The organism is Ensifer sp. Root278, assembly GCF_001429285.1.
Lineage (GTDB): Bacteria > Pseudomonadota > Alphaproteobacteria > Rhizobiales > Rhizobiaceae > Ensifer.
In genome coordinates this window covers 312,166-337,751 of sequence record NZ_LMJJ01000041.1, presented here as the reverse complement: position 1 = coordinate 337,751, position 25,586 = coordinate 312,166, and the positions used below count along the sequence as shown (strand labels likewise).

Sequence of the window (25,586 nt, the reverse complement as noted above, 5' to 3'; positions counted from 1 at the left end):
CGCTTCATGCAGAGGAGATTGAAATGCCGACCCTGTTCCGGTTCCTGTTCTTTTGTGCCGTCGCCGCCGGATTAGTCTACGGCACGATGGTCTCTCTCGTCACCTTTGTCGAACCGGTTGAGCGCGACGTGACCGTGAAAATCCCGTCCGAGCGGGTGAACAAGCCCCAATGAGCGACCTCTCTGCCGCCCATGTCGAGGCCTTCCTCGAAATGATGAGTGCCGAGCGCGGCGCTGCGGTCAACACGCTGCAATCTTACGAGCGCGACCTGGAGGATGCTTCCTCGCACCTGCGCACGCTCGGAACCGGGCTGACGGCGGCAACCCCGGACGATCTTCGCACCTACCTCGCCCATCTCTCGGGCCAGGGCTTCAAGCCCTCCTCGCAGGCACGGCGCCTCTCCGCACTCCGGCAGTTCTACAAATTCCTCTACGCCGAGGGTATGCGCGGCGACGATCCGACAGGCATTCTCGACGCCCCGAAGAAGGGGCGCAGCCTGCCGAAGACGCTGAGCGTCGAGGACGTCTCGCGGCTGATCGGGCAGGCCGAGAGCGAGGCCGCATCAGGAGGTCCGGACCACCTTGCGAAGTTGCGCATGCATGCGCTGATTGAGCTTCTGTACGCGACCGGCATGCGCGTCAGCGAGCTGGTCTCCCTGCCGGCAAGCGTGCTGGCGCAGAACGGCCGCTTCCTCGTGATCCGCGGCAAGGGCAACAAGGACCGGCTCGTGCCGCTCTCGCAAGCGGCAATCCGGGCGATGCGGGCCTATGGCGAGGCGCTCGCCGAGGAAATGGCCAGGGAGGAAGCGGGCAACCGCGAGAGCCCGTGGCTCTTCCCCTCCTCCGGCAAGCAGGGCTTCCTGCCGCGCCAGGTTTTTGCGCGCGATCTGAAATCGCTCGCGGCACGCGCTGGCATAAGGGTCGCCACGATCTCGCCGCACGTGCTGCGGCACGCCTTCGCCAGCCACCTGCTCGCCAATGGCGCGGACCTTCGCGCCGTGCAGGAACTGCTCGGCCATTCGGACATTTCAACGACACAAATCTATACACATGTGCTGGAAGAACGGCTGCACAACCTCGTGCAAAACCATCACCCTCTTGCCAAACAGGCGAAAAAACAGGATTAGGACGGCCGGGCACGCTGGTTTCGGCCCGCTGGTCCTTGTCGCAAAATGATCGGAAACGCATCTCATGCACAACTATCTCGATTTCGAAAAGCCCATCTCCGACCTCGAAGGCAAGATTCTCGAACTGAAGAAGCTCGCCGGCGAAGACGAGAGCGTGAACACTTCGGATGAGATCGAACGCCTGGAGACGCGCGTCCGCGACGCGATGATCGAGATCTATTCCAAGCTGACGCCCTGGCAGAAGACCCAGGTCGCCCGTCACCCCTCGCGTCCGCACTTCCTGGATTACGCCGCCGAGCTCTTCACCGAGTTCACGCCGCTTGCGGGCGACCGCAACTATGCCAACGACGATGCCATCCAGGCCGGCCTTGCGCGTTTCCGCGGCATGCCGGTCGCCGTTCTCGGCCAGGAGAAGGGCAACGACACGAAGTCGCGCATCAAGCACAACTTCGGTAGCCCCCGTCCTGAAGGCTACCGCAAGGCGATCCGCGTCATGGAAATGGCCGATCGCTTCGGCCTGCCCCTGATCACGCTGGTCGATACCGCCGGTGCCTATCCGGGCGTCGGCGCAGAAGAACGCGGCCAGGCGGAAGCCATCGCCCGCTCCACTGAGATGTGCCTCAATGTTCGCGTACCGATCGTCACCGTCGTCATCGGCGAAGGCGGCTCCGGCGGCGCCATCGCGATCGCTACCGGCAACCGCGTCTACATGCTGGAGCATGCGATCTACAGCGTCATCTCGCCGGAAGGCGCTGCCTCGATCCTGTGGCGCGATTCCACCCGCGCCAAGGAAGCCGCCAGCAACATGAAGATCACCTCCGAGGACCTGAAGGCACTCGGCGTCATCGACGGCATCATTCAGGAGCCGGTCGGCGGCGCACACCGCGACCCGAACGCGGTCATCGGCCGCACCGGAACCGTGATCGCCGACGCGTTGAAGGAATTGTCCGGACGCAATGGCGACCAGTTGCGCACGGATCGCCGACAGAAGTACCTCAATATCGGCCGCAACCTCTAAGCTGGACCGGGATGCGGGCGGAAATCCCACGCCCTCTATCCGATCTGGTCCTGGTGGTTCGCGATTGCGCAAGCGGATTTCGCAACTGCAAAGCGGAGTATGGCCAAATCTTGGCCATATTCATGAGGTCATGAACAGCGCATCGGCAGGGCCACCCTGCAGGGTTAAGAATTCGTGAAGTATAATCGCTTAGTGATTCTCTGAAGAGCCCACCCGTCGCGGACCTGGGCTTTCCTATTCGAGTTGGGTTTGAACGGGCCTCTGCTGATGCGTTTCAGAAACCTTGTAGCCTCCGCCGCCATCGTCGCCGCGCTTGCCGGCTGCACCAATGAAACGCTGGACACGACGACATCGGTCGACCTCAAGTCCGTCAAGAACAAAACCGAGTACCAGGTCTCCGGACCCATGGTCAAAAAGATGACCGAACTCGGGATGCAGAAGCAGGCCCCGATCTCGCTGCGCATCTTCAAGGAAGAAGGCACGCTCGAGGTCTGGAAGGCCAATACGGCCAATCGCTTCCAGCTGCTGAAAACCTATAAGATCTGCGCCTGGTCCGGCAAATTGGGCCCGAAGGTAAAGGAAGGCGATCGTCAGGCGCCGGAGGGCTTCTATCCGCTCTTCCCGCACCAGATGAACCCCAACTCGAATTATTACCTGGCGATCAACACCGGCTATCCCAACACCTACGACAAGGCGAACGGCCGTCAGGGAACGCACCTGATGATCCACGGCGCCTGCTCGTCGTCGGGCTGCTACTCGATGACCGACGAGCAGATGATCGAGATCTTCGCCCTCGCCCGGGATTCCTTCAAGGGCGGCCAGGAAAGTGTTCAGCTCCAGGCCTTCCCCTTCCGCATGACCGCGGAAAACATGGCGCGCCATCGCAACAACCCGAACATCGATTTCTGGAAGATGCTGAAGGTCGGCTACGACCAGTTCGAGATCACCAAGCGTCCGCCTGAAGTGAACGTCTGCGAGAAGAAGTACGTCTTCAACCAGCAGGCCTCCGGCCCGTTCAATCCGAGCGGCCAGTGCCCGGCCATGTCGACCCCGCCGGCGCTGCAAGTGGCGATGGCAGGCTTCGAGAAGACCTACCAGACCGACTACGACAAGGCCATGAAGAAGTATGACGGCATGGTCTGGTACGAGCCGAGCGAAGCCGAGCGCAAGGCGATCGTCGCCAAGCAGCGCGTCGGCCGCGAACTCGCCTATGCGCCAACCGGCAACTCCTTCGACGCCGGCAAGCTGATGAAGGCCAGCGACCTCGAGAAGAAGCTCGCCGACCAGAAGGAAGCGGAAGAGACCAAGCAGGCCGTCGAGATCCAGAAGAAGGAACTCGAAAAGGCGACCGACGGCGGCAAGCACGTCCCGGTTCCAGCCGCCAACCCCGTACCGCAGCCGGTGATGCAGGCAGCCGTCGAGCAGCCGGCGAAGAAATCCTTCTGGAGCCTGTTCTCGAAGAGCGAGCCGGAGGCAGAAGCACCCGCTCCGGCCGTTCAGACACCCGAACAGCAGGCAGCCGTCGCACCGCAGGCGCAGGAACCGGCGAAGACGACCAAGCAGGCACGCACGACGGCGCCAGCTGCGACTGAGCAGCAGACGGCCGCCGTTGCAACGGCACCTGCCCCCGAGGCGGTGGCGGAAACGCCTGTGCTCACCGAAGAGCCGCCGAAGAAGCGCCCCTTCTGGAAAATCTGGGGCAATTGATGCCGAGTGAGACCAAGATCGTCTACGACCTCAGGGGGCTTAAATGCCCCCTTCCCGTTTTGAAGACGCGCAAGCGCATGTCCTCACTAGCCCCGGGCGCATTGCTGGAGATCGAGACGACCGATCCTCTGGCAGTGATCGATATCCCGCACTTCTGCAACGAAGACGGCCACACGCTCGAAGAGTCCGCTGCTGCCGACGGCGGCCACCGGTTTCTGATCCGCAAGGGCGCCTGAGACGCCGCGACGGGCCGCGGCATCACAATGCTATCTGAATGATGATTAAAACCGCATGCCGGGAACGGAGAGCGGGTTGTCGGAAAGCGCCTGCGCGTCCGGCCGGTCGATGCGCGGCTGGCCGGTGAAGGCGTCGAACAGGTCGCGGACGAAGTCTTCCGTCAATCCCTTGGTGATCAGCACCATGCGGGTGCGCCGGTCGTTCGGGTCCGGCCATGCCGTCAGACGCTCCGGCGTATGGAAGACATTCTGCACGCCATGCAACACCAGCGGCCGGTCCGGTCTGTCGGCCACCGCTACGATTGCCTTCATCCTGAGCAGCTTCTCGCCATGAGCCGAACGCAGGAGGTCGATGAACATATCGAGTGCCATCGGCTCGATCGGCCGGTCGTGCACAATGCTGAACGAGCGGATGTCGCCGCCATGCCGGTTCACATCATGATGATGATCGTGGTCATGGTGGTGATCATGATCGTGATGGTGGTCACCATGATCGTGGTGATGATGGTTGTGGTCGTGATGGGCTTCATCCTGCAGCCAGCGGCCGACATCGGCGATCTTCGAGGATGGATCATAAAGGCCGCAGGCGAAAAGCGCTGAGCGTCCCGCCTCGTCGCTGTCGCCATCGATGAGCGGCGCACGCGGATTGAGCGCCCGGATACGAACCGTCAGGGCGTCGCGCGTGGAAGCATCGGCTAGACCGGTCTTGCTGACGACGATGCGGTCGGCGACCGCGATCTGCTTCAGGGCTTCCTCGTGGTTGGCGATCGTCTGCAGGCCGTTGACGGCATCGACGACGGTGACGACGCCGTCCAGCCGGAAGTTCTGCGCGATGATGGGATTGCCGATCACCGATTGCAGCACCGGCGCGGGGTCGGCAAGGCCGGTCGTTTCGATGACGATGCGCTTCAGCGGCCTGATCTTGCCGGTCTGCATCCGGTCCATGAGATCGGCGAGCGTGTCGACCAGTTCGCCACGCACCGTGCAGCAAAGGCAGCCGTCGGAAAGCTCGATAACCCCGTCGCTGGAGGCCTCCACCAGCAGGTGGTCGATCGAGACGTCGCCGAATTCGTTGATGATGACGGCCGTGTCCGAGAGATCGGGATCCTTCAGCAACCGGTTGAGCAACGTTGTCTTGCCCGCACCGAGAAAGCCGGTGAGGATGGAGACCGGCACCGCCGGCAAGGGACTAGCCATCATGAACTCCGATCAGAAGGTCGGCCGCGGCACGGGGATCGGCACATTGGCGGCATCGCCCTGGCCAGCTTGGTCGGCGACGACTTTCGGCGCCTTCTCACCGCTGCCGGCGATAAGACCGGCGAAGGCGAGATTCAGCGGCCGGTTGATTTCGTGGATATAGGGCGAGAGCAGCTTCTGGCGGCCGCCCTCGTCGCGGCCTTCGCTGCGGACCTTGGCCGCTGCCTTCGAGCAGATCTGCTTGCTGACATCGGCCACCATGTCGCGCGTCTCGCCATAGGGCGGGATCTGCACCAGGGAAGGTTTGCCATTGCCGCTCGTCGTCAGCGCCATCTGCATGAGCCGCGCAGATTCGTCGGCACGCGCGCCGAGGCTATCCTCGCCGAGTACGACAGAGACGACGCTACGCCCGTCACGGGTGGCAGACGAAACCTGGTTGAAACCGGAGGCGCAGATGAAGCCGGTCTTCATGCCATCGGCGCCTTCGAAGCGTCCGATCAGCATGTTGTAGTTCGGATAGTTCTTCTTGCCGGTGGTGAAGCCTTCCAGCGAGAAATAGGAGGCATACTGCGGGAACTCGCGCTTGAGCGTAATCGCCAGCACCGCAAGGTCGCGCGCCGTCGTATACTGGCCCGGACCCGGCAGGCCGTTGGGATTGATGAAGTTGGACGAGGTCATGCCGATGCGGCGCGCCTCGGCGTTCATCCGCTCGATGAAGGCGGGCTCCGAACCGCCGACCGTCTCGGCGATCGCGACTGCGACGTCGTTCGCGGACTTGACCAGCATCATCTTCAGCGCGCTGTCGAGCGTCATCGCCTGCCCGGGCTTGTAGAACATCTTGCTCGGCGGCTCGGAGGCCGCATTCTTGGTCATGATGACCGGGCTCTCGAGCGTGAGCTGCCCCGACTTGATGGCGCGGAAGGCCGTATAGGCCGTCATCAGCTTGGTCAGCGAAGCCGGATACCATTTCTGGAAGATGTCCTGGTGCTCGTAGACCTTCAGCGAATTGACGTCGACGACGAGCCGCGGATTGGCCGCAGCCGGCAGCGCTGCAAGAAGCGTCGCGCAGGTTGCCACCGTCACTCCCAGCGCCTTCATCTTGCCACGCGTGAAAAATCCTGCTGTCACCACAATAGAACCTCGAAATTCCGCTGTTGCCTCGTCTCGTCCGGCTATTTAGCCTATATGGCGAGGAGATGGCAAAGCCCATTCACGGGCACCCCTGCCAATCCACCGCAGATACACAGTGATCGAACAGACCGACAGGACGAACCGATGCCGATACTCAACCGTGCCGCCGAGCTCCAGAACGAAGTCGCCGAATGGCGGCGCCATCTGCACAGGAACCCGGAACTCCTGTTCGCGGTTGAAAATACGGCATCCTTCGTCGAAAAGAAACTCAAGGAGTTCGGCGTTGACGAAGTCGTGACGGGGCTCGGCCGCACCGGCGTCGTCGGCCTGATCCGCGGCAATCTCGGCTCGGGCCGCACCATCGGCCTGCGCGCCGACATGGATGCGCTGCCGATTACCGAGACGAGCGGCAAGCCCTGGGCTTCGCAAACGTCTGGCAAGATGCATGCCTGCGGTCACGACGGCCATACCGCCATGCTTCTCGGCGCGGCCAAATATCTCGCCGAGACCCGCAACTTCGCCGGCAGTGTCGCCGTCATCTTCCAGCCGGCCGAAGAAGGCGGCGGCGGCGGTAACGAGATGGTCAAGGACGGCATGATGGAGCGTTTTGCCATCGAGGAAGTCTATGGCATGCACAACATGCCGGGCATGCCCATTGGCCACTTCGGCAGCCGTGTCGGCCCCATCATGGCTTCGACCGACGAGTTCACCATCACCATCAAGGGCCGCGGCGGCCATGCGGCCCAGCCGCATAAGACGATCGACCCGATCATCGTCGGCACCCAGATTGTCACCGCTCTGCAGACGATCGCCTCGCGCACGGTCGATCCGCTCGCCTCGGTCGTCGTCTCCGTCACAAAGTTCAACGCCGGCTTCGCCCACAATGTCATCCCGGAAGAAGCCGTGCTCGGCGGCACGGTGCGCACTCTCGTGCCCGAGGTACGCGATATCGGCGAGGGCCGCATCCGCACGATCGCCGAAGGAGTGGCGGCCCTATACGGCGCGACCGTCAACGTCGCCTACAATCGCAACTATCCGGTGACCGTGAACCATGCGGAAGAGACCGGCTACGCTTTGAGGGCCGCGGCCGAGATCGCCGGGACAAGCAACGTCAAGCCGTCGCTCGACCCGATGATGGGCGGAGAGGATTTCTCCTACATGCTGATTGCCCGTCCCGGCGCCTTCGTGTTCATGGGTAACGGCGAGACCGCCGGGCTGCATCACCCGGCATACGATTTCAATGACGAGGCGATCCCGCACGGCATCTCCTACTGGGTGAAGCTCGCGGAAACGCGACTTGCCGCCTGAGGCATCGGCGGGAGGCACCATGCATCAGATCGACAAGATTGACCGTAGAATTCTCAACATTCTCCAGGCGGATGGGCGCATCACCAATCTGGAGCTTGCCGATCGCATCGGCCTGTCGCCGACGGCGACCAGCGAGCGGCTGCGCCGGCTGTTGAAGGAAGGCTACGTCTCGGGCTTCGGCGCGCGGCTTGACCCGCACAAGCTCGGCTTCGGCCTGCTGGTTTTCATCGAGGTCATGCTCGACAAGACGACGCCCGACGTCTTCGACCAGTTCGCCGCCGCCGTCAAACAGGCGCCGGCCGTGCTCGAATGTCACATGGTGGCGGGGGGCTTCGACTATCTCGTCAAGACGCGGTTCGAGGACATGGCGGCCTACCGCAACTTCCTCGGCCAGGTGCTCTGGACGCTTCCGGGCGTCAAGGAGACCCGAACTTACGCAGTGATGGAAGAGATCAAGAACGACGGACCGCTGCCGCTCGTTTGAGCCGCAGTCAGAAAAAAGGCCCGGAAACCCCATCGGATTCCGGGCCGTTCCATTTCAGTTTAGGCGGCGTCCTGCAGCGACGCCATGTCGATGACGAAGCGATAGCGCACGTCGCTCTTGACGACGCGTTCATAGGCTTCGTTGATCTGTTGGATCCGGATCGTTTCGATTTCCGAGACGATATTGTGCTCGCCGCAGAAGTCGAGCATCTCCTGGGTTTCCTTGATCGAGCCGATCATCGAACCGGAAATGCTCCGGCGGGCGGGCACCAGCGAGAAGGCGTGTACCGGCACCGCATTCTCAGGAATGCCGACCAGCACGAAATCGCCGTCGACCTTCAGAAGGTTGACGTAGGCATTCCAGTCGATCTCGGCAGCGACGGTGCAGATGATCAGGTCGAATGTGCCTGCCAGTGCCTTGAAGGTCTCCGGATCGTTGGTGGCATAGTAGTGGTCGGCGCCGAGCTTCAGACCGTCTTCCTTCTTGGAAAGCGTCTGGCTGAGAACCGTCACCTCCGCGCCCATGGCGTGCGCCAGCTTGACGCCCATGTGGCCGAGGCCGCCCATGCCGACGATCGCGACCTTCTTGCCGGGACCGGCCTTCCAGTGGCGCAGCGGCGAATAAAGCGTGATGCCGGCGCAAAGCAGCGGTGCTGCGGCGTCGAGCGGCAGGTTCTCCGGGATCGACAGCACATAGCCTTCCTTGACGACGATACTGTCGGAATAGCCGCCCTGGGTCGGCGTCTTACCGTCGGCTTCCACGCCGTTATAGGTCACGATCAGACCGGGCATGTAATGTTCCAGATCCACATCGCGCGTGGCGCAGGTGGTGCAGGAATCGACGAAGCAGCCGACGCCGGCGCGGTCACCGACTTTGAACTTGGTGACCTTGGAGCCAACCGCCGTCACGATGCCGACGATCTCGTGGCCGGGAACCATCGGGAAGGCCGAATTGCCCCATTCGTTGCGGGCCTGGTGGATGTCGGAGTGGCAGACGCCGCAATATTTGATCTCGATCACCACGTCGTCGTCGCGCGGTTCGCGGCGCTCGAAGGTGAAGGGCGTCAGCGGCTTCGACGCATCGGTCGCCGCATATCCTCTTGCAATGGCCATCAGTCTGTCCTCATTTTGGGAAAGGGTGCAGGTCCGGAGGGAACCCGGCCTGACGCACCTCGAACTATGGGGGCGCAGACACGGTGAGCGTTAGAGCGATCCTGCAAAATTCTTGCACGATCCTACAAGATTGACAGTGAGATCCTGGAGATGGCACGTCGATGCCCTACCTGAGCGTTGCCTCACACAATGCTAAGCCGCTGGAAAGACCGCAGATTATGACAGCCACAAGACAGACTGCCCGCCACCAGATGATCGATGTCATTGCCCGGTTTGCCGAGCGGGACGGCGACCACCTGACCGGGATTTCCGGCCTGACCCTGCATCGCCATGGCGGCGACGCTCCGGTCAATTGCTCGGCCTATCGGCCAAGCCTGGCAATCATCGTGCAAGGGGCCAAACGTGTGGTTCTCGGCGACGAGACACTGATCTACGGCGCGTCGGACTATCTGCTGACGTCAATCGACCTGCCCGTTCTCTCCCAGGTCTGCAAGGCCTCCGCAGAAGAACCTTATCTCAGCATGGCCTTCACGCTCGATCCCGGCAAGATCCAGGCGCTGCTTGCGTCCTTGTCGCAATTGCCGCAGCCGGCCGCTTCGGCGCGCGGCATGAGCGTCAGCAAGATCACTGTCGATCTCGAAGACGCGGCCCTGCGCCTGCTGCGCCTGCTCGAACGGCCGGACGATATCCCCGCCCTCTTGCCACTGATCGAACAGGAGATCCTCTACCGGCTTTTGACCGGCCCGCATGGCCACCGCCTGCGGCAGATGGCGACGACCGACAGCCAGCCTCATCAGGTCGGCCGCGCCGTCGCCTGGCTGAAAGAGCACTATTCGCGGCCGCTGCGGATCGACGATCTCGCCAACCGTGTCTCCATGAGCGTGTCGTCGCTGCACCATCATTTTAAGGCGATCACCGCGATGAGCCCGCTGCAATACCAGAAGCAGCTCCGGCTGCAGGAGGCGCGACGGCTGATGCTGGAGGAGCAGCTCGACGCCGGCGACGCCGGCCATCAGGTGGGCTACGAAAGCCAGTCGCAGTTCAGCCGCGAGTATGCCCGCCACTTCGGCGAGCCACCGATGCGCGACATCGGCCGGGTGCGCCGCTCGCTGCTCGAACGGCTGGCTCCGCAGGCGGAGATGTTGAGCGAGGGCTGAGGAGCACGCCTCAACTCCGCTCGATATCCCTTCGCAGCACGATCGACGTCGTCAAATCCTCGACATTGTCCATCGTCGCCACCTCGTTGCGCAACTCGTTGAGCGCATTGATCGAGCCGACCTCGACCTCGACGACGAGATCGAGCTGGCCGCTGACGGATGACACCTTGCGCACCGAGGAAAAGCCGGCGAGCCGGTCGAGCACGCCGATCGACGGCGTGCGCTTCAAAGTCACCAGCAGGAAAGCCTGGATCGTGCCCTCCTCCAATTGCCCGATATCGGCGCGATAGCCGCGAATGACACCGGCCTTTTCAAGCCGGCTGACCCGCTCGGTGGTCGCACTTCTGGAGAGGCCGATGCGGCCCGCCAGCGACTTCATCGGGATGCGCGCCTCTTGCGACAGGATGCTGAGGATCGTGCGGTCGATCGCGTCTATGTCCTGCATCTCTGCTCCTCCGCGGTCCGCCGACAAGATGACGGTTATTATAAACATAGTGCCGGTGCAACCGGCATATTGCCGGATGCATCACGGCACGGCTCATGTAACTCTCGCCGACAGATGAGGGTCCCCATGAACGATATGCTGACGACGACGCCTGACTTTTCGACCGATGCGGCAGCGGCGCTGCTGAAGGAGCACTATGGCCTCGAAGGCTTGCTCTCGCTGCTTGCCAGCGAACGCGACCAGAACTTCAAGGTCGAGACAAAGGGTGGCGACACCTACATCCTCAAGATCATCAACGGTGCCGAACCCGCAGTCGAAAGCGATTTCCAGACGGCGCTACTCGGCCACGTCGGAGCCCATGCCGTCGATCTGCCGGTGCCGCATATCCGCCCGACGCTTAAAGGCGCGAGCCTCGGTTCGACCACGAGTGCGCGCGGCGTCACCCACAGCCTGCGCCTCGTCAGCTGGGTCGAGGGCCTGCCGCTTGCCGAGACGGGGCGCAGCGACGCAGCACTTCAGTCGCTCGGGCAGATGCTCGGCCGCTTCGACGCATCGCTTAAAGGCTTCATGCATCCGGGGGCGCTGCGCGATCTCGACTGGGACATCCGTCACGCCGGCCGCTCGGCCGACCGGCTGCACCACGTCGCCTCCGCTGAAGACCGCGCTTTGCTCGAGCGGTTCCTCACCCGCTTCGAAAAATCCGTCGCGCCGCGGCTCGCGACCCTTCGCGCCGCCGTCATTCACAACGACGCCAACGACTGGAACGTGCTGGTCGCCAAGGCCGACCACGACCAGATCTCCGGCCTGATCGATTTCGGTGATGCACTGCACGCGCCCGTCATTGCCGAAGTGGCGATCGCCGCCGCCTATGCCGGGCTCGATCATCCCGATCCGATCGGCGCCGCCGCTGCAATCGTCCGCGGCTTCCATCAGGAATATCCGCTGGCGGAAGAAGAGGTCGACCTTCTGTTCGATCTCATCGCCATGCGCCTCGTCACTTCAGTCACCATCTCGGCCTCGCGCCGGGCTCACACCGACGACAACCCCTATCTCGCGATCAGCGAGCGGCCGGCCTGGACGCTGCTGCGCAAGCTCGACCGGATGAACCCGCGTTTCGCCACCGCCATCCTGCGCAAGGCCTGCGGCTTCGAAGCAAGCCCCGGCGCCAGCCGCGTCACCACCTGGATCAACGCCAACCGCAAGACGTTGAAGCCCTTGCTCGCGCGCCCGGCTGCGACCTACCCGGCGGCGCTCGTGCCCTATGGCGACCCCTTACATCCGATGACCGTGAAATCGGCCGGTGAACAGCCGGACGAAGCCCAGGCGATCTGGGAAGTCTATTGCCGCGAGCATGGCGTTGAACTCGGCATCGGTCCCTTCGGCGAGGAGCGCACCGTCTATGCCGGCGAGATGTTCGTCTCGCGCTTCATCGACCACACCCGCCGCACCCGCCATCTCGGCCTCGACCTGTTCATGGCCGCCGGCACCAAACTCTATACCCCCCTTGCCGCCACCGTCGTCAGCGTCGAGATCGAAGAAGATCCGCTGGGCTATGGCTGCCTGATCGCGCTTCGCCACGAGCCCGACGGCTGCCCGCCCTTCGTCACACTCTGGGGTCACCTGGCACATGAAGCGGTGGGACGGATCAGGGCCGGCGACCAGCTTGAGGCCGGGGCGCTCGTCGGCGAAATGGGGGCTCCAAAGGAAAACGGCGGCTGGGCGCCGCATCTGCATCTGCAGCTTTCGACCGACACCAGCCTGACCGCGACCGAGATCCTCGGCGTCGGCGAGCCGCAGTTTCTCGACGTCTGGGCCGAACTGTTTCCGGATGCCCGCACCTTTGCCGGCATCGCGGAAGAGTTCTACGAGAAGAAGGGCCGCTCGCACGAAGAGATCGTCAGGCGGCGCAAGGAACTGCTGCTGCCGAACCTCTCGATCTCCTACGACAAGCCGATCAAGTTCGTGCGCGGCGAAGGCGTCTGGCTGATCGACGACAGCGGCCGCGCCTATCTCGACTGCTTCAACAATGTCTGCCACATCGGCCACGCCCATCCGGCGGTGGTCGAGGCGATGGCGAAGCAGGCGGCGATCCTCAACACCAATACGCGCTACCTGCACGACAACATCGTCGCCTATGCCGAGCGGCTCACCGCGACGCTGCCGAAAGAGTTGACGGTTGCCGGCTTCGTAAACAGCGGCTCGGAGGCGAACAGCCTGGCCCTGCGGCTGATGCGCGCCCATACCGGCCGCGAGAACGCGATCACGCTCGACTGGTCCTATCACGGCACGACACAGGAACTGATCGACATCAGCCCCTACAAGTTCCGCCGCAAGGGCGGCAAGGGTCCGAAGCCGCATGTCCATGTGGCGACCATTCCCGACAGCTACCATGCACCCGCCGACTGGCCGGTCGAGGAACACGGCAAACGTTTTGCCGAAAGCGTCGCCGAACTCATCGCGACGATGAAGGCCAAGGGCGAAGGCCCGGGCTTCTTCATTGCGGAATCGATCCCGAGTGTCGCCGGCCAGGTGTTCCTGCCTGAAGGTTATCTGAAGGAAGTCTATCGGCTCGTGCGCGAGGCGGGCGGCGTCTGCATTGCCGACGAGGTGCAGGTCGGTTTCGGCCGCGTCGGCAGCCATTGGTGGGCCTTCGAGATGCAAGGGGTCGTGCCCGATATCGTCACCATGGGCAAGCCGATCGGCGACGGTCATCCGCTGGCGGCGGTCGTGACGACCCGCGAAGTCACCGACAGCTTCAACAACGGCATGGAGTATTTCAACACCTTCGGCGGCAACCCGGTCTCCTGCGCCGTCGGTCTCGCGGTGCTCGACGTGATCGAGGGTCGGGATCTGCGCGGCAACGCCCTTTCGATCGGCAACTATCTGATCGACGCCTTCCGCGCCATGCAGGCCCGCTACGAGGTGATCGGCGACGTGCGCGGCATGGGCCTGTTCCTCGGTATCGAGCTTGTGACCGATCGCAAGACCAAGGCACCGGCGACCGAGTTTGCCCGGGCCGTTTCCAACGGTGCGCGCCGCCGGGGCGTGCTGATGGGCACCGAAGGTCCGCATGACAACATCCTGAAAATGCGCCCGCCGATGATCTTCTCGAAACGCGATGCCGATCATTTGATCGCCGTGCTCGAAGAGACTTTCGCAGACGTATCGAAAACGTTCGGCTAAGGCCGGGCGCAATACCGCCGAAACCAGAACCAATCGGCCGGGATGCGACGCGCATCCCGGCGGCGAAGACGCATGCCCTAAAACATGAAAAAGAGGAGAACAGGACAATGAAACTTGAAGTTCTAGCACTGGCGAGCGCGGCGTTTCTCGCCGGCACCGCCGCCAACGCCGGCATGCTCGATGTTATCAAGGAGCGCGGCGAACTTCGCTGCGGCGTCAGCCAGGGCGTGCTCGGCTTTTCCGCCCCCAACGACAAGGGTGAATGGACCGGCTTCGACATCGATTTCTGCCGCGCAGTCGCAGCCGTTGCCCTCGGCAATCCCGACAAGGTGAAATACGTACCGCTCTCGACCAAGGAGCGCTTCACCGCCCTGCAGTCGGGCGAGGCCGATCTCCTCTCGCGCCAAACCACCTGGACCCTGTCGCGTGACACCGATCTCGGCATGAGCTTCGTCGGCGTCAACTACTATGACGGCCAGGCCTTCATGGTGCGCAACGATCTCGGCGTGAAGAGCGTCAAGGAACTCTCGGGCGCCTCCGTCTGCACCGAGACCGGCACCACGACCGAGCAGAACATGGCCGACTATTTCGGCGCCAACAACATCCAGTACCAGGTGGTCGCCTTCGAAAAGGCCGACCAGACGATCCAGGCGTTCAACACCGCACGCTGCGACGTCTATTCGACCGATGCCTCGGCGCTCTACGCCCAGCGCCTGACGCTCAACGATCCGGATCGTTTCGTCGTGCTGCCAGAAGTGATCTCCAAGGAGCCGCTCGGCCCGGCCGTCCGCCAGGGCGACGATCAGTGGTTCAAGATCGTGCGCTGGACACTGTTTGCGCTGACCGAGGCCGAAGAACTCGGCATCACCAAGGACAATGCCGCCAAGCTTCTCGAAAGCGGCACGACCGGCCAGAAGCGTTTCCTCGGCATCGAAAACGAAGCCGGCAAGTCGCTCGGCCTTGATCCGAAGTGGGCCTATCAGGCGGTCTCCGCCGTCGGCAACTATGGCGAGGTCTTCGAGCGCCACCTCGGCAAGGACAGCCCGCTGAAGATCGAGCGCGGCCTCAACAAACTCTGGAGCCAGGGCGGCCTGATGTACGCCCCGCCGGCACGCTGATCCCCCCAGCAATTCCGGCAAAGGTCTCCGTTCGGAATTGCTCGACCAAGGAAAAGCGCCAACGAAAACGCCGCGGCCCTCCCCGCGGCGTTTTCGTTTTGAGAAGGTGCCAGCCAGCCTACCAGCCTTCCTCCAGCACCCGCGCCAGCATGTCAGCGAAAAAGTCGGCGCTCTCCCGGCTCAGGCAGAGCGGCGGCTTGATCTTCAGCACGTTCAGGTGATCGCCCGTCGGCTGCATGATGACGCCGAGATCGAGCAGGCGGTCGCAGATCGCCACCGTCTCCTCCGTCGCCGGCAACAGGCTCTCCCGGTCGCGCACGAATTCGACGCCGAGATAGAGCCCCATGCCGTGCACCGCGCCGATCAGCGGAAAGCGTTCACCCAGCGCTTCGAGCCGCGCCTTCAGATAACCGCCGACGACACGCGCATTCTCCGGCAATCGTTCTTCCGTCAGGATATCGAGCACGGTCTGGCCGACGACCGAGCTGACGGGACTGCCGCCGGCGGATGAGAAGAAATACCCTTCCTTCTCCAGCGCGTCGGCAATCTCGCGCCGCGTGATGACGGCGCCGAGCGGGTGGCCGTTGCCCATACCCTTGGCGACGGTGATGATGTCAGGCACGACACCCTGCTCTTCGAAGCCCCAGAAATAGTCGCCGAGACGGCCATAACCGACCTGCACCTCGTCGGCGATGCAGACACCGCCGCGCGACCGCACCATGGCATAGACTGCGTCGAGATAGCCCTTCGGCAGGGGAATGCCGCCGGCATTGCCGTAGACTGGTTCGCAAATGAATCCGGCAAGCTTCTCGTCCGCGGCGTCCAGTTCGGTAAGCTTCTTGACGACGGAGCGGACATAGCTGTCCGCCGTATCGGCGCCACGGAACTCGCCGCGATAGGTGTTGGGCGCCGGCACCGGATGCACCCAGCCAGGGCGGGTCTCCAGCGCCTGCGGATTGTCGGCGATCGAGGTGGAGATCGCGTCACTGGCGACGGTCCAGCCATGATAGGCTTCGAGCAGGGTCACGACATTACGCGCACCGGAATAGGCCCAGGCGAGCCTGAGCGCCAGGTCGTTCGCCTCCGAGCCGCTATTGACCAGGAACACCGTGTCGAGCCCGTCAGGCGCAAGCGCCGCCAGCCGCGTCGAGAACTCGGCGACGGAGGCATAGTGGAAGCGCGAATTGGTGTTGAGCAGCGACCATTGCCGCCCGACGGCGGACGCCAGTCGGGGGTGCCCGTGGCCGAGGATGGTCACGTTGTTGACCATGTCGAGATAGCTGCGGCCCTCGACATCGAACAGATATTCCTTCCAGCCGCGCTCGATCTGCGGCGGGTGCTTGTAGTAGTTCTTCTGCGGCTTGGCGAAGTGCTGCTGTCGTCGGCTTAGCAACGCTTCGCTGTGCAGTTCCGGCGCATCGCATTCGAAGCCGAGGACGCCGGCCGGTGACGGGCACAGATGCTTCCAGGCCTCTGCCTGATGCGGCATGGCAAAGAGCGGCGGAACGAGGCCATGCTCGCGGCAAAGCTGGACGCGGATCAGGCCATAGGACTGCTGTTCGCCGGAGACGACGCCCAGCACCGCGCCGGCGGCGGCCGTCTCCTCAAGATCGCCGCTGACTTCCACCCCTTCAAGGAAAAGACTCCCCTCGGCTCCCTCCAGAACCAGCAGCCCGTCCTGCCGGATGACGCGCCCCGCAAACGGGGCAACGATCTCGCGGCCCGCTTCCAGGCAGATGTCGACATGCAGCGCCAGCGTCGCGTCGGGCTTCGGCGAACGCAGTTGCGTCTCGGTCATCCGGTACTCGCCGTAGCGCGTGGTCGCGACACCGATCGCGTGCGCCGCGTGCTGCAACAGCGAAATCGGCAGCCCCTGGTGCTGCCAGCGCTCCTCCGGCAACAGCGGGCTCAGGATCGACAGGTCGATCTGGCGCACGTCGGTCGGCCCGAGCCCCTGGATCAGGCTCTCCCCGGTCACCGGCTGCGATGCCGGCGCAAGCCCCGCCGCCGCCAGGATGGCGTGCTCCATCAGCGCCGAAGGGACCGAAGTCGCCACGTCGAAGATCTCCCGCTCATGCGCGGCATTGCCCTCGACGTAAGTGTTGTCAGGTTCGCGCGAAAGCTGGTGCTCTGAGCTTGCGACCAGCACGGCGGCGCGGGCGACGATCAGCGGCCAGAGCGCCTTCAGCTCCACCTCGGTCAGCGGGCACGCGGCGTGAAACGCCATGACCGCCGGCAGGATGAACCAGGGGTCGCCGTCAGCATGATGCAGCAAAGAGGCGCAGGTCACGGCAAGCTCGGCGACCAGCCACCCCTTGAGGATATCGCCGAAATCGATGACTCCGTCAGGGATCGGCCGGCCGGATGCATCGGGCTGGCTCACCACATTGTCGTCTGTGACATCATGATGGATCGCCTGGATGCGCAGTTCCGCCGTGATGGGCTGCAGACGCCGCATGGCTCCGACCATGATCTCGGCGATCCGCTTCTTGCGCTGCTGGTCCGGCATGTCGGCGAGAAGATGAAGCACGACGGGACCGGCGCGGCGCAGGTCCCATTGCAGTTCCCGTTCAAGCCCGGGATGTTCGAAGTCCTGCAGCGCCGCGGCCAGCCGCCCGGCCAGCGCGCCGAGCGCGGAAACGGCTTCACGCGAGAGATGCTTGCGCCGGGTCAGCGGCTCGCCATCGAGAAAATTCAGCAGGCGAATCCGGTAGTCCTGGTCGCGGACGGCAACGCTCTCGATCGCCTCGCCCTTGAGCGAGGGCACCACTTCCGCAACACGCGCCAAAGTCAGACGCTCGGAAAGATGCCGCAAGGCCGCATTCTGGGCCTCCAGTTCGAGCGCCCCATATTCCGCGCGGCAGATCTTCAGCACATAGCGTCGCTCGCCGGTATCGATGCGATAGTTGCGGTCCTGCTGGCTGCCGAGTTCGCTGATCGTGCCTGAGAGACCGTAGTGCTCCGCCAGCAACGCCTGCGCCTCCTCGGCACTGACATCGGGCCTGGGCAACTCGGTGCGAAGCTTCAGCGCGTCCTCAACCATGGTCTCGTCATCCTCCCACTCGGCGGTCGATCCTCCGAATCGACCGGAATATTGTCGAGATTAGAGCGGGATGAGGAAAAGATGTGCGGTTTTCTGCGGAAGCCCCAATCCCGATCTACTGCGACATGCCCTCAAGGCGATAGCGCGTGCCGGGATAAAGCAGGCGCGCCGTCGTCACATTGGCTGTCTCCGACCAGGTACGGCGCCGGATCATCAGGCATGGTTCGTTGCGGTCGATGCCGAGCAGCTTGCATTCCCACGGCTGCGGCGACACCGCCTCGACGATCTGTTCGGTGCGCGTGATGGGCGCGACCGCAGTCAGATAGGCGTTCGGCGTCATCGTCTGGAAATCCTGCTCCATATAACGTGGGCAGATCGCCGGATTGACGAAACGATCTTCGATCTGGATCGGCAGCCCGTTTTCCGAATGCACCATGATCGAATGGAAGACGCGCGCACCGGTCACGAGCCCGAGCGCATAGCCAATGTCCGACGGCGCGACCTCTTCCTGCATCAGCGTCATGCGCGAGGTGTGCGCGTGGCCGCGCTCGCGGATTTCGTCGGCGATATTGCGCACTTCAAGCAGCGCGGTACTGCCCTTGTGAGCCGCAACGAACGACCCTACGCCCTGAACACGGGTGATCGCGCCCTCGCTTGCCAACTCTCGAAGCGCCCGGTTGGCGGTCATGCGGCTGACGCGGAGATCGGCGACGATCTCGTTTTCCGAGGGAATGCGATGGTGAGCCGGCCACTCGCCGCTCTCGATGCGGCTGCGGATGAACTGCTTGACCGCTTCGTAGCGCGGCACCGGTCCGTCTTCGAATGCGGTCATTTCGTTCCTTCTTCCAAGCGCTGTCATCAACTCAAACCCCGCCTTTCCAGGATGCCGAACAAATCATGCGTATTCGACAATGATTCTTTTCGTTCATTTCGCGCTTGCGCGCCACCGTAAAATATCTATAGTTCCATATACAACTACGTACAGGAAAATCGCACCATGGCAACTTTTCCCGTCAACCGGCTCTTCGCCGACCATGCGCTTCTGCCGACAGGCTGGGCGCAGAATGTCGCCATTGCGCTTGACGCATCAGGCGGGATCGTCTCCATCGAGATCGATCAGTCGATCGCCGATGGCGACGAACGCGTCGCTGGTCCGCTGGTTCCCGCCGTCGCCAACCTGCATTCCCACGCCTTCCAGCGCGCCATGGCGGGCCTCGCCGAGGTCGCCGGCAGCGGCGACGACAGCTTCTGGACCTGGCGGGAAGAAATGTACCGTACCGTCGGGCTGGTGAACCCTGATGATGTCGAGGCGATCGCCGCCAAGCTCTACATGGAGATGCTGAAGGGCGGCTTCGGCCACGTCGCCGAGTTCCACTACCTGCACCATCAGGCCGACGGCACGCCCTATGCCGATCCGGCCGAGATGTCGCTGCGTATTCTCGCCGCGGCCCGCACGACCGGCATCGGCCTCACCCATCTGCCGGTCTTTTACGCGCACGCCAATTTCGGCGGCGTCGACCCCAATCCCGGCCAGCGGCCGTTCCTGCATGATCCGGATCGTTTCCTGGCCCTGCTCCAGCGCCTTGAGCCTCTTTGCCGCGAGGCCGGCCATACGCTCGGCTACGCCATTCATTCGCTGCGTGCGGCGACGCCCGAAGAAATGCGCACGATCCTCGATGCAGCGCCCGTAAGAGGGCCGATCCATATCCATGTTGCCGAGCAGACCAAGGAAGTCGACGACAGCCTCGCCTGGAGTGGCCGTCGTCCGGTTCAGTGGCTGCTTGACGAAATGCCCGTCAACGAGCGCTGGTGCGCAATCCACGCCACGCATCTGACCGACGACGAACGGCAGCGTCTGGCGCGCTCCGGTGCGGTCGCCGGTCTCTGCCCCGCGACCGAAGCCAATCTCGGCGACGGCATCTTCCCGGCGGTCGACTTCATGGCCGAAGGCGGCATCTTCGGCGTCGGCACCGATAGCCATGTGGCGACCAGCGTCGCCGAGGAACTGCGCCTGCTCGAATACGGCCAGCGCCTGCGCGACCGCCGCCGCAACCGGCTGGCCTCCGGCCCCGGCGCCTCGATCGGCCGGACCATCTTCGACGCTGCCCACAAGGGCGGCGCCCAGGCGGCCGGCCAGAAGACGTCAGGCATCGCTGTCGGCGCACGCGCCGATTTCGTCGTGCTCGACGGCGACAATCCCTACATCGCCGCCGCCAGCGACAACCAGATCCTCGACCGCTGGCTCTTTGCGCTCGGCGGCGAGAGCGTCCGCGACGTCATGGTCGCGGGCGAGTGGAAGATCCGGAACGGACGCCACGACCGGGAGGACGATATCGACCGCGCCTTCGCGCGGGTGCTGATGAAACTGAAATAGTAACAGAAGCCAAAATCAAAACAGGGAACAGCTTAATGTCGATCAGCAAATTGAAACTCACCCTTGCCGCCACCGGCCTCGTGCTCGCGGCTTCCACCGGCAGCGCCAGCGCCTCCTATTGCGGCGACGGCAAGACCGTCATGTTCGCCGGCATCGACTGGGAAAGCGGCGCCTTCATCACCGAAGTGATGAAGACCATTCTTGCCAAGGGCTACGACTGCCAGGTGGATTCGATCCCCGGCAACTCGGTGACGCTGGAACAGGCGACCGCCAACAACGACGTGCAGATCTTCGCCGAGGAATGGCTCGGCCGTTCGGACGTCTGGAACAAGGCCGTGGAAGAAAAGAAGGTCGTCGCCGTCGGCAAGACCTTCGTCGGCGCCAGCGAAGGCTGGTTCGTGCCGGAATACGTGGTCAAGGGCGATGCCTCCCGCAATCTCGAAGCCAAGGCTCCGGACCTGAAGAACGTGTCGCAGCTTTCCGACCCCAAGATCGTCGAGCTCTTCGCCGATCCGGAAGAGCCGACCAAGGGCCGCTTCCTGAATTGCCCATCGGGCTGGACCTGCGAGGGCGTGAGCTCCGCCAAGCTTGAAGCCTACAAGCTCGGCGAGACCTATGTGAACTTCCGTCCGGGCACCGGCACTGCGCTCGATTCCGCCATCACGTCCGCCTATCTCCAGGGCGAGCCGATCCTCTTCTACTACTGGTCGCCGACCGCGATCATGGGCAAGTTCAAGCTCGTCCAGCTCGAAGAGCCGGCCTATAGCGAAGCCTGCTGGAAGGAGCTTTCGAGCGCCAACGGCAAGCGCGATGAGGGCTGCGCCTTCCCGTCGGTCGACGTCTCCTACGGCGTCAACAGCACCTTCGCTCAGGAAGCGCCGGAGATCGTCGCGATCCTCGAAAAGGCGACCTTCCCGCTCGAAGCCGTCAACGGCAGCCTCGCCTACATGGCCGACAACAAGGTCGACGCGACGGCAGCCGCCGCCGAATTCCTGAAGACCAAGGCCGACGTCTGGGGCAAGTGGGTTTCGGACGAAGCCCGCGGCAAGATCGAAGCCAGCCTGAAGTAATCGCGACCCATCGCCAGCTCGGGCTTGTCGCTGCATCCAATGCGCGCGTGAGCTTGAGCTGGCGGTTGGCCACAATACCCGAGGCAAGCGCCGTCGGCGGCTCACCGTGTCCGCTGGCAGCCCGAGCAAGGAACGCGTCCGATGTTTCCGGATTCTCTCAATCTCTCCATTCGCGGACCCGTGAATGATTTCATCCAGGCGCTGGTCAGCGGCTATGGCTGGGTCTTCAAGGCGATCAGCGCCGTCATTCTAAAAGCCGTTCTGTTCATCGAATGGATCCTGCGCGGCCTGCCCTGGTGGGTCGTCATCCTGATTTTCATGGCGCTTGCCTGGCAGAGCTCCAAGCGCTGGACCCTGACGGTGGCCGTCGGTATCCTGCTCTTCTTCGTCGGCGTGCTCGGCCTCTGGGACCTGACGATGCAGACGCTGGCGCTGATGCTGATGGCAACGATCGTCTCGGTCGTCATCGGCGTGCCCATGGGCATTCTCGTCGCCAAGAGCCGGGTGATGCGCAACATCACCCTGCCGGTGCTCGACGTCATGCAGACGATGCCGAGCTTCGTCTACCTGATCCCGGCGCTGATGCTCTTCGGCCTCGGCAAGGTGCCGGCGATCCTCGCCACCATCATCTATGCCGTGCCGCCGCTCATTCGCCTTACCGATCTCGGCATCCGCCAGGTTGACCATGAGGTGGTGGAAGCGGCGACCGCCTTTGGCGGCAGCCCCAACCAGATCCTCTTCGGCGTCGAGCTGCCGCTCGCCACCCCGACGATCATGGCCGGCCTCAACCAGACAATCATGATGGCGCTGTCGATGGTGGTCGTCGCCTCGATGATCGGCGCCCGCGGCCTCGGCGAGCAGGTGCTGAACGGCATTCAGACGCTCGACGTCGGCAAGGGCCTGGAAGCCGGCATCGGCATCGTCATTCTCGCGATCGTACTCGACCGCATCACACAAGGCTTCGGCAAGAGCCAGACGGAGGATCCCCGCAATGGCTGATATCGAGATCCGCAACGTCTACAAGATCTTCGGACAGGACTCCAAGGCCGCGCTCGCCATGGCCAAGGAAGGGCTCAACAAGTCCGAAATCCTCGCCCGCTCCGGCTGCAGCGTCGGCCTCAACAATGTCAGCCTGACGATCGGCGCCGGCAAGATCTTCGTGATCATGGGGCTTTCGGGCTCCGGCAAGTCGACGCTGGTGCGCCACATCAACCGGCTGATCGAACCGACCAGCGGCGAGGTGATGTTCGACGGCAGCAATATCCTGACGCTTGACGCCAAGGCGCTGCGCACCTTCCGCATGCACCGCGTCAGCATGGTGTTCCAGAGTTTTGCGCTGATGCCGCACCGCACCGTGCTGCAGAACGTCGTCTACGGTCAGCGCGTGCGCGGCCTGCCGAAGGCTGAGGCCCGCGACATCGGCATGAAGTGGATCGAGACGGTCGGCCTTGCCGGCTACGACGCCAAGTTCCCGCATCAGCTCTCTGGCGGCATGAAACAGCGCGTTGGTCTTGCCCGGGCGCTCGCCGCCGACACCGACGTGATCCTGATGGACGAGGCCTTCTCGGCCCTCGACCCGCTGATCCGCGCCGACATGCAGGACCAGCTGCTGCAACTGCAGCAGAACCTGTCGAAAACCATCGTCTTCATCACCCACGATCTCGACGAGGCGCTGCGCATCGGTTCGGAAATCGCCATCCTCAAGGACGGACAGGTGGTGCAGGTCGGCACGCCGGACGATATCCTGGAGCGGCCGGCCAACGACTATGTTGCCCGGTTCGTGCATCGCCGACAGGGACGGCCGGAAGCCCATGAGTGAGAGCATAATCCTCGACGCGCCTTTGACCTGGCAGGAAATCGCGGCGGTCGCCAATGGCGCACCGCTCGCGCTTTCCGATGCCGCGCGGCGGCGCATCGTCAATGGGCGCCGCATTGTCGATGCGCTGGTCGAGCGCGGTATCCGCGGTTACGGCATCAACACCGGCGTCGGCGCGCTCTGCGATGTCATCATCGACCGCGAAAACCAGCAAGCGCTCTCGCGCAACATCATCCTCAGCCACGCCTGCGGCGTCGGGGACCCGCTTCCCCGCCCGGAAGCGCGCGCGGTCATGGCGGCCCAGATCGCCAACTTCGCCCACGGCTATTCCGGCGTGCGCGTCGAAACTGTCGAGGCGCTTTTGGGTCTGCTCAACGCCAACCTTATCCCCGCCATCCCCTCGCGCGGTTCGGTCGGTTATCTCACCCATGCAGCCGCAATCGGCCTCGCGCTGATCGGCCACGGAAGCGTCGACGACGGCAAGGGCAAGATCGGCGGTGCAGAAGCCCTCGCCCGCGTCGGCCTCAAGCCATTGCGATTGGAAGCCAAGGAGGGCCTGAGCCTCGTCAACGGCACGCCCTGCGCCACCGGTCTCGCGGCGCTGACGCTTTCCCGTGCCGCCCGCCTGTTCGACTGGGCGGATGCGGCTGCCGCCATGACCTATGAAAACCTCGGCAGCCAGGCCAATGCCTTTGCCGCCGTGCCGCTTGCGCTTCGCCGCTCCAAGGGTCTCGAAGAGGTCGGCGCGTCGCTGCGCACCTATCTTGCCGATAGCCCGATGCTTGCGGAAACCGCAGGCACCCGCACGCAGGACCCCTTGAGCCTTCGCGCCGTGCCGCATGTGCATGGCGCTGCCCGCGATGTGCTGAAGCAGGTTGCCGAAGTCGTCGACCGGGAGCTTGCAAGCCTCACCGACAACCCGGCCGTTTCCGGTACCCCTGAGGCGCCGGAAGTGCATTCGCAGGCCCATGCGGTTGGTGCTGCCCTCGGGCTTGCCATGGACAGCCTGGCGGTCGCGGTCGCCGAAGTCGCCGCCATTTCCGAGCGCCGCATCGACCGGCTCGTCAATCCGCTCGTGAGCCGTCTGCCGGCGTTTCTCGCCGGCGACAGCGGCGTCTCCTCCGGCTTCATGATCGCGCAGTATACGGCTGCAGCTCTTGCCGCCGAAAACCGACGCCTCGCCGCCCCCGCCAGCCTCGATGGCGGCATCACCTCGGCGCTGCAGGAAGACATCCTCACCCATGCGACGCCGGCCGCCTGGAAGGCGCTGTCGATTGCCGACAACCTCGAGACGATCCTCGCGATCGAACTGCTGGCCGCATCCCAGGCCTACGACCTTCAGCCGCGCGGCCGTGCCGCCCGCACCGACGGGCTCTACCGCCGTATCCGCGCGGCGATCCCGACCTATGCCGACGACCGGCCACTGAATGGCGATTTCGCGCGCATGCGCGCACTCATGGAAGAGAGCACGCCATGAAGATTCTGCGCGCGGAGAACTACAAGCGCATGCCGTGGAAGAACGGCGGCGGCGAGACGGTGGAGATCGCCGTCTTCCCGGATAACGCCTCGCTCGCCGATTTCGACTGGCGCGTAAGCATGGCGACTGTGGCCAGCGACGGCCCCTTCTCCAGCTTCCCCGGCATCGACCGCACGCTTTCGATCCTTCAGGGCAAAGGCATGCGGCTGACGATCGAAGGGCGCGAGCCCGCTTTGATGACCGGCGAGACGGCACCACTGCCTTTCCCGGCCGATGTCGCAACATCAGCAACGCTCGTGGACGGTCCGATCGTCGACCTCAACGTCATGACCCGGCGCGGCAAGCTTACGCATACGGTCCAGCGCCTGTCGATCGGCCATCCGCAGACAGTGGACGGCACAACCGACACGACCATCGTCCTTTGCCATGGCGGTGCCGTGCGCTTGGCAGCGGCAGAGGGACAAGCCGACCTCGCAGCAGGCGACACGGCGATCCTCAAAGGCTCAGCCACTGTCACGATCGAGCCGACGACCTCAGCCGTTGTGTTCGTGATCACTATCGACAAGCCGGCCGCCTGATCGGGC

Annotated in this window: 22 protein-coding genes; 16 read left to right on the top strand and 6 right to left on the bottom strand. The window is 63.7% G+C overall.

Translation table 11 applies throughout. The features are described 5' to 3' along the window. The first annotated feature begins 23 nt into the window (after positions 1 to 23). The 5 genes from ASE60_RS35315 (at position 24) to ASE60_RS27420 (ending at position 4,087) form a co-directional block, all read left to right on the top strand. Positions 24 to 173: a hypothetical protein gene (locus ASE60_RS35315; protein ID WP_093233937.1), complete on the top strand. Its 150-nt coding sequence runs from the start codon at positions 24 to 26 to the stop codon at positions 171 to 173. Beyond that, on the top strand, positions 170 to 1,126 hold the full coding sequence (gene xerD, locus ASE60_RS27435) for a site-specific tyrosine recombinase XerD (RefSeq protein WP_057254743.1): 957 nt from the start codon (positions 170 to 172) through the stop codon (positions 1,124 to 1,126). The genes ASE60_RS35315 and xerD overlap by 4 nt, the downstream gene beginning before the upstream one ends. A 64-nt stretch (positions 1,127 to 1,190) precedes the next feature. Beyond that, on the top strand, positions 1,191 to 2,144 hold the full coding sequence (locus tag ASE60_RS27430; protein WP_057254742.1) for an acetyl-CoA carboxylase carboxyltransferase subunit alpha: 954 nt from the start codon (positions 1,191 to 1,193) through the stop codon (positions 2,142 to 2,144). 267 nt (positions 2,145 to 2,411) lie between these two features. After that, the gene (locus ASE60_RS27425; RefSeq protein ID WP_057254741.1) at positions 2,412 to 3,851 is read left to right on the top strand and encodes a murein L,D-transpeptidase family protein; all 1,440 of its coding nucleotides are present in this window, start codon (positions 2,412 to 2,414) and stop codon (positions 3,849 to 3,851) included. Next, a complete protein-coding gene (locus tag ASE60_RS27420; RefSeq protein ID WP_057254740.1) occupies positions 3,851 to 4,087 on the top strand; it encodes a sulfurtransferase TusA family protein in 237 nt (78 codons plus the stop codon). The genes ASE60_RS27425 and ASE60_RS27420 overlap by 1 nt, the downstream gene beginning before the upstream one ends. A gap of 45 nt (positions 4,088 to 4,132) precedes the next feature. Here ASE60_RS27420 and ASE60_RS27415 read toward each other — a convergent pair whose 3' ends face one another. After that, complete coding sequence (locus ASE60_RS27415) at positions 4,133 to 5,284, bottom strand: GTP-binding protein (protein WP_057254739.1); 1,152 nt, start codon at positions 5,282 to 5,284, stop codon at positions 4,133 to 4,135. 12 nt (positions 5,285 to 5,296) lie between these two features. Next, entirely contained in the window at positions 5,297 to 6,382 is a 1,086-nt protein-coding gene (locus tag ASE60_RS27410) for a D-alanyl-D-alanine carboxypeptidase family protein (protein ID WP_057254738.1), read from the bottom strand. A gap of 177 nt (positions 6,383 to 6,559) precedes the next feature. On the opposite strand from ASE60_RS27410, the gene ASE60_RS27405 reads away from it, so the two are divergent. Together ASE60_RS27405 and ASE60_RS27400 are read left to right on the top strand one after the other, a co-directional pair. Then, entirely contained in the window at positions 6,560 to 7,723 is a 1,164-nt protein-coding gene (locus tag ASE60_RS27405) for a M20 aminoacylase family protein (RefSeq protein WP_057254737.1), read from the top strand. A gap of 19 nt (positions 7,724 to 7,742) precedes the next feature. Further along, a complete protein-coding gene (locus ASE60_RS27400) occupies positions 7,743 to 8,207 on the top strand; it encodes an Lrp/AsnC ligand binding domain-containing protein (protein WP_057254736.1) in 465 nt (154 codons plus the stop codon). A gap of 59 nt (positions 8,208 to 8,266) precedes the next feature. Here the strand turns inward: ASE60_RS27400 and ASE60_RS27395 are convergent, their stop codons facing one another. Beyond that, complete coding sequence (locus ASE60_RS27395; RefSeq protein ID WP_057254735.1) at positions 8,267 to 9,319, bottom strand: NAD(P)-dependent alcohol dehydrogenase; 1,053 nt, start codon at positions 9,317 to 9,319, stop codon at positions 8,267 to 8,269. Between the two features lie 218 nt (positions 9,320 to 9,537). On the opposite strand from ASE60_RS27395, the gene ASE60_RS27390 reads away from it, so the two are divergent. Then, positions 9,538 to 10,476: an AraC family transcriptional regulator gene (locus ASE60_RS27390; protein WP_057254734.1), complete on the top strand. Its 939-nt coding sequence runs from the start codon at positions 9,538 to 9,540 to the stop codon at positions 10,474 to 10,476. Between the two features lie 10 nt (positions 10,477 to 10,486). Here ASE60_RS27390 and ASE60_RS27385 read toward each other — a convergent pair whose 3' ends face one another. Then, complete coding sequence (locus ASE60_RS27385; RefSeq protein WP_057254733.1) at positions 10,487 to 10,969, bottom strand: Lrp/AsnC family transcriptional regulator; 483 nt, start codon at positions 10,967 to 10,969, stop codon at positions 10,487 to 10,489. A gap of 78 nt (positions 10,970 to 11,047) precedes the next feature. On the opposite strand from ASE60_RS27385, the gene ASE60_RS27380 reads away from it, so the two are divergent. Continuing rightward, entirely contained in the window at positions 11,048 to 14,104 is a 3,057-nt protein-coding gene (locus tag ASE60_RS27380; protein WP_057254732.1) for an aminotransferase class III-fold pyridoxal phosphate-dependent enzyme, read from the top strand. A gap of 107 nt (positions 14,105 to 14,211) precedes the next feature. Next, positions 14,212 to 15,222, top strand: a complete 1,011-nt coding sequence (locus ASE60_RS27375) for an amino acid ABC transporter substrate-binding protein (protein ID WP_057254731.1) — start codon at positions 14,212 to 14,214, stop codon at positions 15,220 to 15,222. Between the two features lie 118 nt (positions 15,223 to 15,340). On the opposite strand, the gene ASE60_RS27370 is transcribed toward ASE60_RS27375, so the two are convergent. Both ASE60_RS27370 and hutC read right to left on the bottom strand, forming a co-directional pair. Further along, complete coding sequence (locus tag ASE60_RS27370) at positions 15,341 to 18,265, bottom strand: aminotransferase (RefSeq protein ID WP_057254730.1); 2,925 nt, start codon at positions 18,263 to 18,265, stop codon at positions 15,341 to 15,343. A 115-nt stretch (positions 18,266 to 18,380) separates the two neighbouring features. Next, positions 18,381 to 19,124: a histidine utilization repressor gene (gene hutC, locus ASE60_RS27365; RefSeq protein ID WP_057254729.1), complete on the bottom strand. Its 744-nt coding sequence runs from the start codon at positions 19,122 to 19,124 to the stop codon at positions 18,381 to 18,383. A 138-nt stretch (positions 19,125 to 19,262) separates the two neighbouring features. Between hutC and hutF the strand changes: the two genes are divergently transcribed. From hutF to ASE60_RS27335, 6 genes are all read left to right on the top strand, one after another. Then, the gene (gene hutF / locus ASE60_RS27360; RefSeq protein ID WP_057254728.1) at positions 19,263 to 20,639 is read left to right on the top strand and encodes a formimidoylglutamate deiminase; all 1,377 of its coding nucleotides are present in this window, start codon (positions 19,263 to 19,265) and stop codon (positions 20,637 to 20,639) included. Between the two features lie 35 nt (positions 20,640 to 20,674). Beyond that, a complete protein-coding gene (locus ASE60_RS27355; protein WP_057254727.1) occupies positions 20,675 to 21,709 on the top strand; it encodes an ABC transporter substrate-binding protein in 1,035 nt (344 codons plus the stop codon). A 141-nt stretch (positions 21,710 to 21,850) separates the two neighbouring features. Then, positions 21,851 to 22,708: a proline/glycine betaine ABC transporter permease gene (locus tag ASE60_RS27350; RefSeq protein ID WP_057254726.1), complete on the top strand. Its 858-nt coding sequence runs from the start codon at positions 21,851 to 21,853 to the stop codon at positions 22,706 to 22,708. Then, positions 22,701 to 23,528: a betaine/proline/choline family ABC transporter ATP-binding protein gene (locus ASE60_RS27345; RefSeq protein ID WP_057254725.1), complete on the top strand. Its 828-nt coding sequence runs from the start codon at positions 22,701 to 22,703 to the stop codon at positions 23,526 to 23,528. Before ASE60_RS27350 ends, ASE60_RS27345 begins: the two co-directional genes overlap by 8 nt. Next, positions 23,521 to 25,002 carry a histidine ammonia-lyase gene (hutH, locus tag ASE60_RS27340; protein WP_057254724.1) on the top strand — a complete coding sequence of 494 codons (1,482 nt, stop codon included), beginning with the start codon at positions 23,521 to 23,523 and terminating at the stop codon, positions 25,000 to 25,002. Before ASE60_RS27345 ends, hutH begins: the two co-directional genes overlap by 8 nt. Then, the gene (locus ASE60_RS27335) at positions 24,999 to 25,580 is read left to right on the top strand and encodes a HutD family protein (protein WP_057254723.1); all 582 of its coding nucleotides are present in this window, start codon (positions 24,999 to 25,001) and stop codon (positions 25,578 to 25,580) included. The genes hutH and ASE60_RS27335 overlap by 4 nt, the downstream gene beginning before the upstream one ends. Positions 25,581 to 25,586: the final 6 nt, after the last annotated feature.